The sequence below is a fragment of the Streptomyces virginiae genome (genome assembly GCF_040638905.1).
Lineage (GTDB): Bacteria > Actinomycetota > Actinomycetes > Streptomycetales > Streptomycetaceae > Streptomyces > Streptomyces virginiae_B.
Genome location: NZ_JBEZYV010000039.1, coordinates 17598 through 33082 on the forward strand (window position 1 = coordinate 17598; position 15485 = coordinate 33082).

Here is a 15485-nt window from a genome sequence, read left to right on the forward strand (position 1 = left end):
TCTGGGCACCGGCCCTGACCCACGCACCCATGTCGGCGCGGACTGGGACTGACCCTAGCCGCACGAGGCCCTCCCTCGCGTCAGCTTCCGGGCGCGCGGATGGAAGAGAGGCGCAAGTCAAGCAGCGGGGCTCGGCGGCGGGCGGCGGCCTGGGCGCGGCGGCTCCTGTGTGCGGCTATGCCGTGGTCGGCTGGAGCGCTGGCGAACAGGAGCGTGGCGAGGCGCTGGATCTTGCGGTCCAGGGTGAGGGCGAGGCGTGGGCGCTCGCGATTTCGAATCGCGGCCAGAGTTTGGGTGCTGGTCTGCAGTTGGCCGGCCAGGAAGCTCGTGGGCCATCCGCGTTCGGCAAGATCCTGTAGGCAGGTGGCGGCCCGGTCCGCTTCGGTGAGGCCGGGGATCAGCCGTTCGCGCCGGAAGACGGTGCTGAGTGGGATGCCGAGGATGGCCTCCGCGGTGGTGCGATGGATGCGGGCCGGCTGTGCTTCGGCCGGGCGGAGCAGGCGCCGGACGAGTGTGACGGCGACTCCGGATATCTCGGCGATGTCCGATGCCGACAGACCCGTCCCCTGTAGTTGGCGGGCCCTCGAGGCAGCCTCGGCTGAGGGGATGCGGGCGGGGCGGCCGGCCATGAGCTCGCTGGTGCGCCGGGCGCGGTCCCGGCGAGCTGCGGCTCTGCACTCCGGCCGCGGGCAGCCGTAGTCGGCGCAGGTGGGACTGCCGTGCTTGACCCGCGAGCGGAGCGGCTGCTTGCGGTCCCTGCTGACTATGTGGGTCTGCGCGGAGGTTGACGGTGTTGGTGAATTCATTCCAGGTTCGATTCTGCCTGCTCGCTCCTACCGTTCTTCGGCCGGCCAGAGTTATGCCACGGCCCGTCACCCGAGGAGCGGGCCAGGTTGTACGCGCGCCCGAGCATCGGGCCCAAGCTTGCCCGTCCGGTCGCCTTGTACGGCCGCGTCGCCGCTGTCAGCAACGACAGCCGTCGGGCGCCCGTCCTGCGCCTCGGGCTGGGCCGGGTGATTCTGCAGCGGCGTCCGCCGACCCGGCCGCAGGCCCGGAAGGAGGCGAACCCGTCGTTGGTGTCCCCACGAGCAGTTCGCCCTGGAGCGCGGCGAGCATGGACAGCACCTCGAACATCGGCCCGCCTTCCAAGGTGGAGGCGTTGATGCCATCCTCGATGACATGCAGCCCAACGCCGCGCTCGCGCAGGTCGGCGCCGAGGGTCACCAGGGGCAGCACCGAGCGGGAGACCCGGTCGAGCCATGTGACCTTCAGCTTGTTGCCTTCACGTCGCAACTGAAAGACGTGGTCCAGGTTCGGCGGGATTCCTGGGTCGGAGATGGTTGAGCCGCTTGTGGATGTCCTCCACCTGCTTGCGATGGCTGGCGTTGGTGGCCAGGCCCTCGGCGAGGGCGATCGCCTCTGCGAAGGGGTAGCAGGTATTGGGCGGATGTCTCGTAGACCTGAGGTTTCCAGCGACCTCGCAGACGGCGTCGTGGATCCCCCCGATGACAGCGACCCGGGTGCTTGCACGTCCATCAAGGCTGATCACCCGGTCGAATTGTTCGGTAACCGCGTACAGGGCGGCCAGCGTGCGCAGCGCGTTCTGAGTCGGCGTAGACGGATCGATCGCCGCCGCGACCCACTCGCGCAGGCTGTCGAAATCGTTGGTCCCGCGGCTGTAGGCGAGCAGCGCCCAGCGTGCACCGTCGGCCGGGGCGACCCGTTGGTAGCCGCGACCGCGCTCAGGGGAGGCCAGCTCGCTGATGATGGTGTCGAGGATCGGCGTGATGTCGGTGTGGCTGTGGATGTTGCGGGCCATGTGCATGGCGGCGTGACGAACGGCCAGTTCTTCCTGTCCGAGGCCGTCGAAGAGCGCGAGCAGGCATGGCACCGACAGTGAGAGGCGAAGATCGATGCGGTGGACCTCCGACGGCGCCACCTGCCGGAGGCGTCGAACAAGGTCCGGATCGCCGGTGCGGCACGCGTGGATCAGCAAGGCCTTGGTGATGTCGTGGCGGTTTCCCTCGCGCAGATGAGCGGGCTCGGTCGGTTCGTTGATGAATGCCTCTGCATCGCCGAGCAGGTCGACCAGTTTGTTGGTGTCATCCGGAGCGATCGTCGCTCCGGCGTGCACCGCCCTGACGACGCCGCGCGCTTGGTCTCGCACATAAAGCGCGCTCGGGCCGCCATATCCCTCGAGCAGCAACTCATCGGCAAACACGCGTTCGGAAGTAGGCAGGGAGCTGGTCACTGCATGACCCTATGGCATGTGAATCAAGCCGAACTTCGTGATCGCTACCGCACCCGAGTCCCGCTCCAGTGAGGCGAGCAGCGCGGTCCCTCCCGGACGGCCGGTTCTCCTCGGGGTGCTCGATGAGGATGCGCAGCCCGAGGAGATCCGCCATGCGGCCGGGGAGGTGCGCTTTCGTAGCGGCTCCCGGCTGGCCATGTCCCCGTAGTAGGGGCGTCTACTTGGCGTCGGCCGGGACGGTCTCATAGGTGACGGTGGCGTCGGGGCAGTCCTCGGCCAGTCCGAGAAGAGACTCGCGTTCGCGGTCGTCGGCGGCCAGGTCCCAGCGGAGCTTGGTCTCGACCCAACCGGTCACGTACGCGCAGTGGTAGGTGGCGGTCGGGGGCAGCCATTCGGCCGGGTCCTTGTCGGCCTTGGCCCGGTTGGACTTCGCCGTGACCGCGATCAGCGAGGTGGGCGTGGCCTGGTCGTTGGCGTAGGCCTCGCGGCGCTTCGCCGTCCACGCCGACGCCCCGGAGTCCCAGGATTCCGCGAGCGGGACCAGGTGGTCCACATCGAGGCCGGAGGCCGCGGTGACCCAGGTGTCGTCGTACGGGGAGAACCAGCGGCCGCCGGTGAGCTTGCAGCCGGGGGCTGAGATTTCGGGCTGCTCGACGGCTTCCTCGAGGAGGACCTCGGCGCGGGTCTTGCAGCCGTCGTCGGGCAGGCGGCCGGCGTTCCAGTGCCGGAACGCGGTGCGGGTGTATCCGTCGCGGGACTCCGCAGCTACGCCGCCCGGTTCAACAAGGCGGCCACGGCGGACCTCGTGCGCAGGCTGGCCGAGCCCGGCGCGGCCGCCGTCCCCGGACTGCTGGCCGTGCTGCACACGGTGGAGCGGCACGTGTTCTTCGGCATCCGGGACGCCCTGCGGCTGATCGGACCCCCCGCCTTCGACGCGGCGCTGGCCGCCCGGGAGCGGGCCGAGGACGTCCCCGACTGGTGGGAGCTGGGGCACGTCCTGCGGGCCTTCGACGAGCGGTGCCTCGACCGGTACACCGCCGCACTCCGGCATCCCATGCAGGACATCCGGGGGCAGGCGCTCGGGGGCCTGGAGAACCTCGGCCCCGCCGCCGCCCCGGCGGCCCTGGCGGTGATGCCGTTCCTCGCCGACCGGGACCGGTACGTCCGCTACACCGCCGCCAAGACCGTCCGGGCGATGGGCGCGGCAGCGGTGCCCGCGCTCAGAGCCGTCCGCCGCGACGGCCCGGGCCGGCTGCGCAGGCACGCGCTGACCGCCCTGGCCGTCATCGGCGGCGAGGCGGCGCTCGACGAGCGGGACGTACGGGCCTGGGAGCGGCTCGTCCGCGTCAAGGTCACCGAGCCGGACGGCGTCGTCCGCGGCGACCTGCCGAACCACTGCTGGCTGGCGGTCCCCGCCGAGACGTACGAGGAGGTGTTCCCGGCCATGGGACTCCACGACCGGCGGCCCTGCACCACCACGATGGGCCTGTCCGCCATGGACGACGACACGGCGACCGTGACGGGCGAGGACGGCGCGAAGCACACGGCCCACCGGGTGTTCGTGACCCCCGAACTGGACGGCTGGCGGCTGGTGTACGCCGACTCCCTCTTCCACGAGGAGGCGTGGGACCACCACGACCTGGTGTCCCGGATCAGCGCGCGGTGCGGGCAGGCCCAGTTCTTCTACCAGGACGACCACAGCGACTCGATGATCTGGACCCTCGCCCGGGGCGGCGAGGTGCACCGCGGGTACTGGCGCTACGGGGAGCCCGAGTGGACCGGTGAACCGATGGCCTGGGAGACACAGCTCACGGAGGGCTCCCCCGACGGTTCGGGCGAACCGGACGACGAGGAGCCCGGAGCCTCTCGGGAGTGCGACGTCGAAGGCGCGGCGCGGGCCCTCTCGCTCTTCCCAGGCGACGTGGGTGAAGAGACCCGGGTCCGCGGCCACGGCTGGCTCGCCGTTACGCGGCCCGGCATCGGCCACGGCCCGTTCACCGGCGCCCTGCGGGTCTGACACCGGGCACCGCATACCGGGCGGCGTGGCCGCCTCAGCCGGTGCCCCGCGCGGTCCGGCGGGCGACACGGTGACGCTTGAGGGCGCGCCGCTCCTCCTCGGTCGAAGCAGCTCCCGCGTCCGGCTGTGCGGATCCGCTGCGTCCGGAGTGGGCAGGGCCGTGTACTGGGCGGCGTACTCGGGCCAGAGCGTGCCCAGCACGAGGACGGGCCCGCGCTCCGGGCTGACCAACAGGCGGTGCACCGCCGCCGCGATCCGCTCTCCGACTGGCGGGTTACCGAGGTAGTGCTGGGCCTCGTTCAGCCAAACCACCGTACGGGGCCCGACATGATGCAGGTCCTCCAGCGCGGCCTCCGCACGGGTCGGATCGAAGGGATGCCACAACCGCCACCCCCGGGCCGCCAGAGGTTGGACAGCCTCCCAACACGCCCGGGTTTTCCCCGTCGACGAGGTGCCCACCAGGACCACCATCCGGCTCCTGCCTGCCGTCACATCCCGGACCGCTTCATCCAGCACCCGGTCATGATCGCGGGCCACGTACCCGGGCAATGACCAGCCTTCGAAGGCATCGCAGTGCGCTGCGGTTCTGCCGGGCCCGGCAGGGTGCACCTCTAGCTCGTGCGGCTCCCACTCTCCGATCGGGCGCCCGGGTCTGCCCGCGGGGTCAGCGTCCTCCTGTGCTGCGGTGCGCTGCAACGCCAGCAGTTCCTGCACCGGCAGTGGCAGCGCGCGGGCCAGCGCCGCCACCGTCTCCGGGGACGGGACCGGCTTGTTGGACGAGAGAGCCTCAGACACCGTGGTTCGCCCCAGACCTGCCCGGCGCGCGAGCTGCGTCTTGTCCAGCCGGGCAGTGGCCAGTCCGTCGGTCAGTCGCTGGCGTAGCTCGGCGAGCGCCTGCTCGCGGTCGTTCTGCCCGTCGCGCACGTAGTTCTCCCCCGGGGCCTCTGATGGCGTTCGCCGGTGTTCATCTTCGTCGCGGCGACCCCCGGCGAACACGGTTTCCACGACCTTCGACCACGTCAACACTCCACCGTCCGCAGGGAGCCTGCCGTGGCCATCGCCGTCGTTCTCTTGACCACCGCGCACGTCATCGTCGTCGCGCTGCTGGCCGCGGCCGGGGCAGGGAAACTCGCCCGCATGGCCGGCGCCACATACCCCGCCGCGCTCACCCGCGCCGCCACTGCCTTCGCTGCGGTCATCACCCTCGCCGCCACCGCTACCGCAGCCCTCGCCGCACTCCTCACCTGAACCAGCCTGCCCACCGGACTGCGTCGCTGACTGGAAGACCCGGAGCCGCGCGGCGGCGGCCCAACAGGTTCACCGTCACCAGGCCTATGTCGAGGGCCGCCACGGCACTCTTCGGACCGTCCGTTGAGGCAGCAGTGCGGGCCGGTCAGCGGTTGGTTGCCGCGATGCGTACGACTCTTCTTCGTGTGGCGACCGAGCTGGGTACCGCGGCAGGGCTGGCCGCCGTCGGCGCCGGCGCGGCCAGCGCCGACGGTGTGGGCAGCTCAGGCATCGGCAACTGAGACGCCCGCGGGACCTGCACGACCGAGACACGACGCGCCCGACCGCTTGCTGGGTGTGTCCACTTGAGCCGCGCCCTCATCAGTTGCGGACGCGGGCCCGGGAGCATGGCGTTGGGCAGCTAGCCCGCGAAGACGGCGAATCTCGCAAGCAGGTAGTGCGGCGGAGGGCACCGACAGGCCGAAAGTGCCCCTGCTGGAGTTCATCCCGAGGGCAGGGAGGCGGTGAGGGGGCAGGTATCGGCGCTGAATGCTGTCGGCCGGGGCGGTGACCGGCGACGTGTGACGGCAGCCGGGGTCCTGCCCACAGCCGACAGCGCCACGGGGCTGAGAGCAGCCCGTCCGAAGGCTGCTCCCCGCAGTTTCTATTGTTGACGCGCTGAAGCGAAGAGGTCCCCACCCGGACAGCGGGTTCGTGCCGTGCACGGGCCGGGTTCAGAAGGAGACGTCGAAGTAGTCGATGTCGGTGAACTCGACCCGGAGCTGGTCGGCTCGGGTTCCGCCGTCCTTGAAGTAGATCTCCTGCAGTCCCTCGGCGACGATCGCGCGCAGTTCGCGGTCGTCGGCTCCCTGGGCGCGGGCGTCGAAGAGGCGCTGCGCGTAGGCGGCGGGGAGGTGGACGGTGAGGCGGCGGACGCGTCCGTCGTCGGTGGTGCCGACGGGTGCGGTGTAGCCGAACCGGGCCCGGGTCTCGACGGTGATGCCGGTGCTGGTGGCGGCCTCCTTGCGGCGGCGGCCACGGACCATCGGCTGCCAGCGGGCGCGTACGGCTGTGTCGATGCGGTCCGCGACACGCTTGGGCGGGGTCTTGCGGTCGCCCTTGCGGTAGCGCTCCACCGACCGCTGGCTGACTCCGAGCTCGGCGGCGACGGCCTTGGTCGTCTTGAGCTGCTTCACCAGGAAGTTGATCCGGCCCTTCAGGGTCTTGGGCGGCTCTTTGGTGAAGGCCTCCTGGTCGGCGCGGACGATGGCGTCCTCGATCTCTCCCACAGCGGTTCAGCTCCTCAACAAGGGGGTCCAGGTCATGCGGCTTGAGCGGCCTGTCGGCCGTGGCCTCCGGCGCGTCTCGCCGGAGGCCGCAGCACGGTTCTATTCGCCGTCGTCGAGGACGGCGTCGCCGCCCTTGATGTGGCGGGCGGGGTTGAGGCCCTTCTCCATTAGGTCGACCGCCCACGCCATCTCCTGCACTCCTTCCAGCTTGGCCAGGCCGGGGGTGGGGCCGAGGCGGAAGCCGCCCATCAGCGGCTTGCCCGAGGCGGCGTACGGGAGGAAGTTCAGCGGCGACGGGCCGGGCGAGGGGTAGACGACGCAGTCGGAGAGCACCGCGAGGGGGTACAGACCGGTCAGCTTCACCATGTTGGTCAGCTTGCGGTGCATGTTGACCCGCGCCTTCGAGATGACGGCGGCCCGGATGTCCGGACGCCAGGTCGGACGCTGCATCGCGGGCCACGGATCGCCGTCCCGGTAGGTACGGCCCTGGGGGCGTTCGCGGAGCTTGCCAATACCGCCCTTGACCGTGGCCTTGATTGCCGAGAGAACGGCGGCCATCGCGGGGTCGGCCTGCTTGTGGGCCTCCATCGCCGTCAAGAATGCGGCGTCGGTGAGATCCGCCGTGACACCGAGGTCGGCGAGAGTGTCGACGTACGCCGTCTTCAACCGGTCGTGCCACGGGTCCAGGTAGGCGCCGGTCTCCCGGCGCAGGTAGGCCTCGACGGGGTGGACGTCGTGGCCGAGTTCCTGGGCGTAGGCCAGGGTGTGGGTCTGGTACCAGGCAGGTCCCGTCGGCCGGGTGCCGTCCGGGGTGAACGGTGAGGGCAGGCGGGGGTCGAGCTCCATGTGGGAGAGGTCGGCCAGCCAGGAGCCGGGGATCTTCTTGTTGAACACCGGCCGGTGAAAGTGGTCGGGGGCGGACAGGCCCACCGTCAGGCGGGCGGCAGCCGCGAGGAAGGCGGTGTTCAGGTCCAGGCCGACGGCGTACGGCAGCAGGCACTCCTCGTCGGAGACGAGAGCGGGGTCGCGGACCCACTGGTAGGCCTCCTCGTTCAGGAAGCCCCCGCTCCAGCCCGACCGGACGACGACGGGGTGTTCGACGATCGCCTCCGGCGGCGCCGGATCCACCGGCTCCGAACCGAGGCTGCCGGGGTTGTAGCCCGACACCCAGGACCCGGTCCCGTCCTCCTGCACGGCCCTGGTGGGCGGGCGCAGGGCGGTCATCAGTTCCAGCCCGGACACGGCGGTCGAGCCGCGCGGGGTGATGACCCGCTGTGCATAGACGCCCAGGACGCGCGCGATGTCGGCGGGGTCCATGGCAGCGACGCCGGGCCAGGAGCGGGTGTCGAGGGCGTCCCAGGACAGGACCGCGAGCTGCACGCACTGCCGCGCGCTCCCCTCGGCCTTGCGGTAGACGCGCGCCCAGGGGCCGAAACCGCGCTGGGTGAGCTGCCACTTCGCCTGCCCGATCTGCTTCACGACCGGGTGGTCCTCCGCAAGCCGCAGCGAACGGCGCTCCTCGCGGCCCTCAAGGTGCTCCGGGAGTCCGAGCTTCACGGCGGCGGAGGCGGTGAGCACGATCAGCGGGTCGGAGTCCTTGCCGTTGCGGTTCAGGCGCGCAGCGCCGAGCCCGGACTCCTTCAACGTCCACTCGACCAGTTCGACCACGGTGGTGGCGGGGCAGTCCAGCACGATCCCGTTCACGCCGTACGCGCTGCCGTCGCCGTCCAGGACAGCGAGCGGGCCGTGCGGGAACCGGGGGTCGGCGGGAGTAGTGGTGGCGGGCTTGGCGGCCTTCTTCGCGGGGCGTCGCGATGTCGCCGCCGGACGGACCACGGGCTCGGCAACGGGCGCGCTGCTGGACGCGACTGAGGGGGCAGCCGATGCAGGGGCGGCCGGTGTGGGCCTGCCGGACAGCGCTGCGGGCACGTCGGCCCCGTGCCGGAGGCCCCGGAATGGCGGGAGCGCTGGATCGAGCGCGCCGGTTCCGTCGCCGCGTACCGCGAGGCCCACCAGTACGAAAGCGAGCGCGACGCGATCGGCCAGCGGCCGGGCCGCGGCGCCGTCGACGTCCGCCAGGACTGGGACCGCGCATACCGCGCGCTGGGCGAGCCCGAGGACCGGATGGAGCTGGTCGGAGCGTCCGACGCCACCCTGCGCCGCATGGTCGAGCGGTACGAGCGCGAAACCGAGTGGGCACCGCCGCATGTCGCCGGCCAGCTGCGCGAGGCGAGCGAGTCCCTGGCCGACGCCGAGCGGGAGTCGCTGCAGAAGTACATCGAGGCGATGGAGGCCGAGACGGACGAGCAGCGGCAGGAGCTGGAAGAGACCGCTGAGGGCTACGAGGTGCTGACCGCCGCCCTGGCCGAGGACGTCGAGAAGCTGGAACAGGTCCACGCCGCCCGCAGCGCGTGGCACGAATACACCGACCCCGCGAGGGCGCAGGCGCAGGAGGCGCAGCGGCAGCTGGAACTCCGCGAGGCCGTCGAGGCACAGGTTCGGGAACAGCAGCAGGAACGGGAACTGCAGCAGGACGTGCAGCAGCCCACGCTGGAACAGCAGCAGGCCGACCCCGAGCAGCTGCGCCAGGCGCACGAGAGGGCCCACGAGTCCTGCCGGACGCTCACCGGCGAGGAACTGGCCGAGGCAGTCCGGACCGCCGGACGGGCGACGGAGATCCTGGCCGACCGCGAGGAGACCCGGCAGATGGAAGAGGCCGAGCGGACGCGCCGCGACGAACCCGAGGTGGTCCGGGCGCCGGAGATCCAGGCGCCGGCCGTGGAGGTCGGCGGCTACGAGGTCGAGATGTAGCCCACCGCGCACCCCGAAAGGGGCGGACTGCCAGCAGGCAGTCCGCCCCTTCCGCGTCCCAGTCGCCAATTGGCGACTGGGGGCTGAGGCCAGTGATTGCGGGGCTCTGCCCCACCCCCCGGCCACCCTGCGGAGGGTGGGGGAGGGCTTTTCGGGTGCGGGTTGAGTGTGGGGGGTGGGGTGGTGGGGGCGTGGTGCGGTTCCCTCGTCGGTCGGCTCCCGGAGGGCAGCACACCGCCCGCCGGCCATCCAGGACCTCCGGCGCCGCTACGCGGTCGGGCAAGCCCGATCCTGGACAGCCGACGAACGGCGCGCTGGACTGCGTCTGCCGCCCAACGAGGGAACCACCCCACTCCCGGAGACACCCACGGCGCAGGCCGAGGAACGGTCCTCTGGCTCCATGTCGGCCCCCGCGGCTACCGTCATTCCATGGCCAGCAACGCGTGGAACGAGCAGCCGCCCCGCCGCTCTGTGAGCGAGATCCTTGGAACTCCCGAGCAGCCGCAGATCCTCCCCGGCGCGACGCCGCAGTGGCCGGGCCACGAGTACGGGACCCCCCAGGCACCGCCGAAGCCGGAGGCGATTCCAGGCGTTCCAGGAGCCGTACGCCGCCAGCGCCAAGAGCTGGAATCCCTGCGCGATGACGCCGCCCGGCAATACCACGCCGGCGACGCCGCCCAGGTCGAGGTCTACGCGAACCACCGCAAGGAAGCCGCCGTGGCCCAAGGAGTATGGGCGGCCGCCGCCTGGCTGCTGGGCGAGCTGCAGTCGAGCCCCGTCAGCCGCGAGGCGTACACATACCCGTATACGGCCCGCGAGGTCGGACGGGAGAAGACCCGAGCCCTGGACTGCATCGAGCGGAACGCCTGGACGGACGTGGACGAGGACTACGGGGCCGGAGTCCTCCACGCGCTGGACTGGGCGACGAGCACCACGAAGAAGCGCCCAGTGCCGGCGGCCGCCTGACTCGGGGTACCGGTAAGAACCCTGTCGCCAGCCGCAAACGCCGGTGATCAGTCTTCTAACTCATCGGCACCTCCAGCGGCTGAGCCTGCCGCGCGAGGGAACGCCGTGCACGGTGGGGTCGGTACAGGTGCGTACCGACCCCACAAGCGCCCGCGGAACCGTGCGCCAACACGGAACCCGCTCATGCCCTCGAAACCCCTCTTGGATGCACCCAGTAGGTAAGGGCTACTCCCCACCTTCGTAGCACAGCCTCCGCCGGTAAAAATTCGATTGGTACAGGTACGAGCCAATCTCAAGCAGCGCTTTCCCGCGAGCAGGGACTTCCAGGTGCGGGGCAGGTCACAGACCTGGACCTGCTGGTACACCCCTGAGCCAATTCCAAGCGAGCGCGCGCCAGACTCGGCATTTCGCTTATATGCAGCATATCGGGCGAACGATGGGGGTTGCGCTGCCGCCCTGTTGTCCTGGAACACTGCGAATTACCCGCTGGTGGCGCAGCGCCAACTACGCCATTTCCGGAGCGGGCTGCACCCAGTAGAGGGCCGCTGGCACCTCGCCATTAGCGGTCCCTTGCCAGTGAGGGGCTCATCCGCATGTCAGAGAGCAACGGCTCGCGCGCCACGACCAAGAACGACACCACGAGTGCTGCAGTCGGCACCCCGTCAACCGACGGTCCCGGGCGACTGACCGTCGCTCAGATCCTGCCCGTCATCGTCTTCCCTCTGATCGGCTCTCTGCTCTACATCGTGGGCGGAATGCCCACGAGCGACATCATCTGGTTCCTCGCAGGCTGCGGGGGCACGGGAACCGCGGTCACCGTCACGGTGAGCGGAGGCCGCCGCGCCGCTGCTGCTCTCACGCGTGGCCTCGTGGCCGCCGCAGGGAAGTAAGGGGCGGTCATGGGGCGCCTGGAGAAGGCCCTCGACCTGTCCAGGCCATGCCGGGCAGCCATGGCCAACTCCTTGCGTGAGATGCGCAAGGACGCCGGTCTCACCTACTCCCAGATGGCAGAGAAGACAGGGGTCTCCGGGGCCACTCTCAAGCGTGCTGCCTCAGGCGCAAGTGTCCCCAGGTTTTCGACGCTGATCAGCTACATGCGAGGCTGCTTCGGTGGCGAATACAGTGCGGAGACGATCCGCCGTGTGCTCGCTGAGTGGGCGGAGGCGAGGAGAGAGGAACGGGGGACACTGCATCTGCGCAGGCCGAACCCCCTGCTTGTGGAAGACCACCATGAACTCAGTCAAGCCCTGCAGGCGTTGTACGAATATGCCGGAGCGCCACCGCTGCGCGAGATCCAGCGCCGCGCCGGCGGCCCGCTGTTTCTTCCGCTGAGCACCCTCGCCCGCATTGTGAACGGACAGGCCATCCCCGGCGATATGAAGCAGCTGACGGCCTTCGTCAAGGCTTGCTGGACCGAGGCGAACGACTGGGAACACGCCTGGGAACGGCTGATCTTCTCGGGGCCGCAATGGCCCCTGCTCCGCAGCGATTGGGCATGGCGGCCCCAATGGCCAGACCAGACAGGAGCCACCGCCTACCGTGCAGCCGTGTCCCTCGCACGCAACATCCCCATCCCGCACTCACCCGTTGTATAGACCGCACGGGAACAGGCGCGCCAGGGAAGACATGGGGTTCTGCCTCATACCCCGACCACCCTGCGGAGGGGGCCAGGGCAGGCTTTACGGCCCTGGCCTCCCCTCGCGGGTGGCACCCTCCCAAGATCACCGCCGTTTGCGGCTTGTGACACGGTTCTTAGCTTGCCGTTTAACGTCTGGCGGCCAGCACCAGCAGCCGAGACACCCGTGCAACCATCACTGTCAATCGGCAGCGAGCACCAGGTCATGGACCATGAAGTGGAGTTGCACGTCGTCCATGGATTCCGCCCACAGCCCCTCTGCGTCGAGCACGGAGGCCGCGACCATTCGTGCCTCAGCGACGAGTTCGGGGTGGGAGTTGAAGCCTGGCCAGGGAAGGACGGGGTAGTCATTCTCCTCGCCGAACTGTCGCACCTGCTCGATGTCGCCCAGGGCGGCGTGCGGGAGTGACTCGTTCGCCCAGGACCACAGCCAGGTCTGCTGGGCAACGCTGACGCTGCCGATCACTGTGAGTCGGCCGGTGAGGAACACCCTTCCGTCGCGCGACCACGTGATCTGCGCGTCGTCCATCGACCAGTCGTACTGCACGTCTCCCGACAGGCCGAAGCGCTCGACCATGAGTGCCTGCCGCGAGCGGGCACGCTCCCGAGCCGCGAGCACGACCGCATCCCAGTCGGTGTGGTCATGCTTCGAGCGGTCGTCCACGTTGCCTCCTCGTACGGAACTGTCGGCAAGATCCTGTCACCCCGGCCTGCGGCCAGGACGCCCGGGCCCGGACGTGCCGGCGCACGGATGGATCACTTGTCGCTCATCCTGTCCGTCGGGGCTTGGTTCCCTTCTGGTGATGCGCGGGCCGAGCGTAGGCCTCACCGGTGGCCAGGACTCTGCCGACGTCGTGGCGGAGTGCTGGGTGGCGATTCTTCGACCCGGGCGGCCTGCCGGGACCGGGGCGGGTTGGTTTCGGTGCACCGGCTGGCGTGCCGGTTTTCGCCCGCAGGTTCCTGAACCCGCGACGGACCCGGGCTGGGGTGAGTCTGTTCTGTTCCGCCGGCCGCTCCCACGGCCGACGCAGATCCCGCGCGAGCGGGCGGGCCAGGCGGAGCTGAGCGTGCGCGGCCAGGACGAGCCACGTCCAGCGGTCCGCGGCCTGCGAGTCCCGCAGTTTGGGCCGGGTCCAGCCGAGAGTCTGTTTGAGAAGCCTGAAGGTGTGCTCCACGTCGAACCGGCGAAGGAACGCCTGCCAGCAGCGGTCTACGTCCTGGGCATCGGCGCCGGTGCCTGACCACCACAGCCAGACGGGCTTGTTCACACCGCCGCTCGGCAGCTTCTCGACCGCGAGCCGGATCACGGTTCCCTCGATGATCGGCAACGGTCCCTCGTAATCGATCCACGCCGCCCGTCGGGTCAGCCGGGGGTGCAGCCGACCCCAGGCTTGGGCAGTCGCGGTCCCGTATCGGTCGGTGTTGGTGACGGTGACCGCGGTGGCCTCGCCCCACGTGGTCGGGTCACCGAGGACGAACTCGCCTCCGTGCTTGGGCGGTCGACCACCTTGCGGTGGACAGATCCACGGCACCGGAACGGGCTTGCGCATGACCCGGTCCGAACGGAGCCGGCCCAGCACCTCGACGGGAAGATCATTTAGGAGATGGGCGATGCGGGGCGCGTCGTAGCCAGCATCGAAGACGACCAAGATATTCGGAGCCCCTGCCTGCCACTGGCCGGCTTCCACCAGGCGTTTGACGACGTCGCGGACCTGGTCGGCGGTAACCGCCGCCAAGTCGGCCCCGGGCTCCAGCCTGATCGCATCCAGTAGGGCCGTCCACGAAGTGCGGCCGGTCTCCAGGGCGGCGACGATTGAGTAGGGCCAGCCGGGAACCATCTGGTGCTTGCCCAGGCCGCGGCCGAACGTGTGGCAGAAGGACCGGTCTGAGCATGTGTCGGCGTCCGGCCGCAGCCACGGGGAGACATCCACCGCCAACACCAGGCGATTGTCCCCGGCCCTGGGCAACGGCACACTGGCCAGGGCCCGCCGCAGCCGGGCAACGTCGATCCGGCCCCGGTTCAGCCCGGAGTAGAGGGCACCATGACCCCTCCGATGCTCGGGCGCGAGGGCCAGGCCCACGAGAGTGCGGACCGGCCCATCGGAGCACAACAGGGCGTCGCACAGCTCAAACAACGCGTCGCTTCTCGAAACCAGGCACGCGTACAGCTCCGACCGGAACTCCACCACGTTCGCGAACGCGTCTCGTTGAACCTCGTGCTCGACCAGTTCCACGATCCCGGCCTCCGTGCCGCAGCGACCCTGCCCCAGGATCAGACCCCGGCCCGTGGCACGTCCGGTGAACTTGGAAGACCCGAACAAGTTCGAGCCCGTTCGATGCCCGGACGTTAAACGGCAAGCTCAGGGTGTCGGCGGGTTCCATGGGCTGGGTACGTGCAGTCCGGCTGGTAGAGGCTGCCCGCGCAAAGCCACCAGGCCGGACGGAGTACCGCCACACGCAGTGGAGAAGTCAACGGTGCCGCCGGAGAACACCGAATGCTCGAAGCTCACCGTGCTGCCGGAGAACTCCGCACGGTCGAACCTCACCGTGCCTCCAGAGAACACCGCGCGGTCGAATTGCGCCGTGCCGCCGGAGAACTTCGCGTCGTCGAAGTGCACCGTGCCGCCGGAGAACACCGCGCCGCCGAAGCTCCCCCCGTCGAAGACGACGCCCGTGAAGTCCAGGTCATGGCCCTGCCAGGAGCGCGGGTGTTCGGGTGGCAGTCGAAGGTGGTCGCGGATGAGGCGTAGACGGTGTGCCGGACTTCTCTCAGGGAGAGGTACAGGTGTCGGGCATCCGCGTCGCCCGACGGTAAGTCAGGTTCGGCGGTGTAGGGCAGGCGGAGGTAGGCACACAGGACGTCGATGCACGTCTGGCGCAGGTCGCGGGTGGGGGCGTCGTCGGCGAGGCCTGCCAGGGCGTACACGCCGCCCAGGCGTACCGCAGCGGATTCCGCGCCGAGCTGGGAGACGGCACTGGTGAAGCGTTCGGTGTGCAGGCGTGTGGCGTCGCGCAGCGCGGCGTCCTCGTCGACTCGCTGGCGCCGGTATGCCACGACCAGGGCCACCAGGGCACCGGCACCGGCGACCACGCCAAACGACAGCTTCACCAGGTCGAAAAGCGTGCTCGAGGCGAGTCGGGGCTCGGATTTGAGGCCCTGGGCTCCAAGCAAGTCCCACCCCGCGAAGAACACCAGAGCAGCTACCGTGATCGCGATGGTGAAGGACAAAGCGAGTACTGAACCAACGGGCCACAGGCGTAACCCGCGCCGTTCGACCCGGCGCCGTG

Annotated in this window: 14 protein-coding genes and 2 pseudogenes; 6 read left to right on the forward strand and 10 right to left on the reverse strand. The window is 70.0% G+C overall.

Annotated features, from left to right (window positions below; all coding sequences use genetic code 11):
• Window positions 1-80: 80 nt before the first annotated feature.
• The 4 genes from AB0F82_RS33060 to AB0F82_RS33075 all read right to left on the reverse strand — a co-directional run bounded on the left by AB0F82_RS33060 (window position 81) and on the right by AB0F82_RS33075 (window position 3116).
• Window positions 81-629: a hypothetical protein gene (locus tag AB0F82_RS33060; RefSeq protein WP_362634253.1), complete on the reverse strand. Its 549-nt coding sequence runs from the start codon at window positions 627-629 to the stop codon at window positions 81-83.
• Window positions 630-963: 334 nt separating this feature from the next.
• Entirely contained in the window at window positions 964-1293 is a 330-nt protein-coding gene (locus AB0F82_RS33065) for a recombinase family protein (RefSeq protein ID WP_362634256.1), read from the reverse strand.
• Window positions 1283-2251 (reverse strand): hypothetical protein, encoded by a 969-nt coding sequence (locus AB0F82_RS33070; protein WP_362634259.1) that lies wholly within the window; start codon window positions 2249-2251, stop codon window positions 1283-1285. Before AB0F82_RS33070 ends, AB0F82_RS33065 begins: the two co-directional genes overlap by 11 nt.
• Window positions 2252-2468: 217 nt before the next feature.
• Window positions 2469-3116, reverse strand: coding sequence for an HNH endonuclease family protein (locus AB0F82_RS33075; RefSeq protein ID WP_362634343.1), 648 nt, complete (start codon window positions 3114-3116; stop codon window positions 2469-2471).
• Between AB0F82_RS33075 and AB0F82_RS33080 the strand changes: the two genes are divergently transcribed.
• Complete coding sequence (locus AB0F82_RS33080) at window positions 3057-4268, forward strand: HEAT repeat domain-containing protein (protein WP_362634346.1); 1212 nt, start codon at window positions 3057-3059, stop codon at window positions 4266-4268. The two genes, AB0F82_RS33075 and AB0F82_RS33080, sit on opposite strands and share 60 nt — an antisense overlap.
• 711 nt (window positions 4269-4979) lie before the next feature.
• Here AB0F82_RS33080 and AB0F82_RS33085 read toward each other — a convergent pair.
• Window positions 4980-5354, reverse strand: a pseudogene (locus AB0F82_RS33085) (helix-turn-helix domain-containing protein); the annotation flags it as partial.
• Between AB0F82_RS33085 and AB0F82_RS33090 the strand changes: the two are divergent.
• Window positions 5319-5516: a hypothetical protein gene (locus AB0F82_RS33090; RefSeq protein ID WP_362634262.1), complete on the forward strand. Its 198-nt coding sequence runs from the start codon at window positions 5319-5321 to the stop codon at window positions 5514-5516. The pseudogene AB0F82_RS33085 and the gene AB0F82_RS33090 sit on opposite strands and share 36 nt — an antisense overlap.
• Before the next feature lie 713 nt (window positions 5517-6229).
• Here AB0F82_RS33090 and tpg read toward each other — a convergent pair.
• Together tpg and tap are read right to left on the reverse strand one after the other, a co-directional pair.
• Window positions 6230-6784: a telomere-protecting terminal protein Tpg gene (tpg, locus tag AB0F82_RS33095; protein WP_362634265.1), complete on the reverse strand. Its 555-nt coding sequence runs from the start codon at window positions 6782-6784 to the stop codon at window positions 6230-6232.
• 99 nt (window positions 6785-6883) lie between these two features.
• A pseudogene (gene tap, locus AB0F82_RS33100) lies at window positions 6884-8755 on the reverse strand (telomere-associated protein Tap); the annotation flags it as partial.
• Between tap and AB0F82_RS33105 the strand changes: the two are divergent.
• From AB0F82_RS33105 to AB0F82_RS33120, 4 genes are all read left to right on the forward strand, one after another.
• Complete coding sequence (locus AB0F82_RS33105; RefSeq protein WP_362634271.1) at window positions 8723-9595, forward strand: hypothetical protein; 873 nt, start codon at window positions 8723-8725, stop codon at window positions 9593-9595. The pseudogene tap and the gene AB0F82_RS33105 overlap by 33 nt on opposite strands.
• Window positions 9596-10024: 429 nt before the next feature.
• Entirely contained in the window at window positions 10025-10561 is a 537-nt protein-coding gene (locus AB0F82_RS33110) for a hypothetical protein (protein ID WP_362634274.1), read from the forward strand.
• Between the two features lie 593 nt (window positions 10562-11154).
• A complete protein-coding gene (locus tag AB0F82_RS33115; RefSeq protein WP_362634277.1) occupies window positions 11155-11451 on the forward strand; it encodes a hypothetical protein in 297 nt (98 codons plus the stop codon).
• Between the two features lie 9 nt (window positions 11452-11460).
• On the forward strand, window positions 11461-12156 hold the full coding sequence (locus tag AB0F82_RS33120; protein WP_362634280.1) for a helix-turn-helix transcriptional regulator: 696 nt from the start codon (window positions 11461-11463) through the stop codon (window positions 12154-12156).
• 222 nt (window positions 12157-12378) lie between these two features.
• Here AB0F82_RS33120 and AB0F82_RS33125 read toward each other — a convergent pair whose 3' ends face one another.
• The 3 genes from AB0F82_RS33125 to AB0F82_RS33135 form a co-directional block, all read right to left on the reverse strand.
• Window positions 12379-12861 (reverse strand): DUF6882 domain-containing protein, encoded by a 483-nt coding sequence (locus tag AB0F82_RS33125; protein ID WP_362634283.1) that lies wholly within the window; start codon window positions 12859-12861, stop codon window positions 12379-12381.
• A gap of 103 nt (window positions 12862-12964) precedes the next feature.
• Window positions 12965-14431, reverse strand: coding sequence for an NF041680 family putative transposase (locus tag AB0F82_RS33130; protein ID WP_362634285.1), 1467 nt, complete (start codon window positions 14429-14431; stop codon window positions 12965-12967).
• Between the two features lie 308 nt (window positions 14432-14739).
• Window positions 14740-15426 carry a hypothetical protein gene (locus AB0F82_RS33135; protein ID WP_362634287.1) on the reverse strand — a complete coding sequence of 229 codons (687 nt, stop codon included), beginning with the start codon at window positions 15424-15426 and terminating at the stop codon, window positions 14740-14742.
• Between the last annotated feature and the right edge of the window lie 59 nt (window positions 15427-15485).

What these genes read in the sequence shown, in the direction of transcription:
- AB0F82_RS33060 (WP_362634253.1), bottom strand. Translation starts at nt 629, where the DNA reads ATGGCCGGCCGCCCCGCCCGCATCCCCTCAGCCGAGGCTGCCTCGAGG.
- AB0F82_RS33110 (WP_362634274.1), top strand. Translation starts at nt 10,025, where the DNA reads ATGGCCAGCAACGCGTGGAACGAGCAGCCGCCCCGCCGCTCTGTGAGC.
- AB0F82_RS33115 (WP_362634277.1), top strand. Translation starts at nt 11,155, where the DNA reads ATGTCAGAGAGCAACGGCTCGCGCGCCACGACCAAGAACGACACCACG.
- AB0F82_RS33120 (WP_362634280.1), top strand. Translation starts at nt 11,461, where the DNA reads ATGGGGCGCCTGGAGAAGGCCCTCGACCTGTCCAGGCCATGCCGGGCA.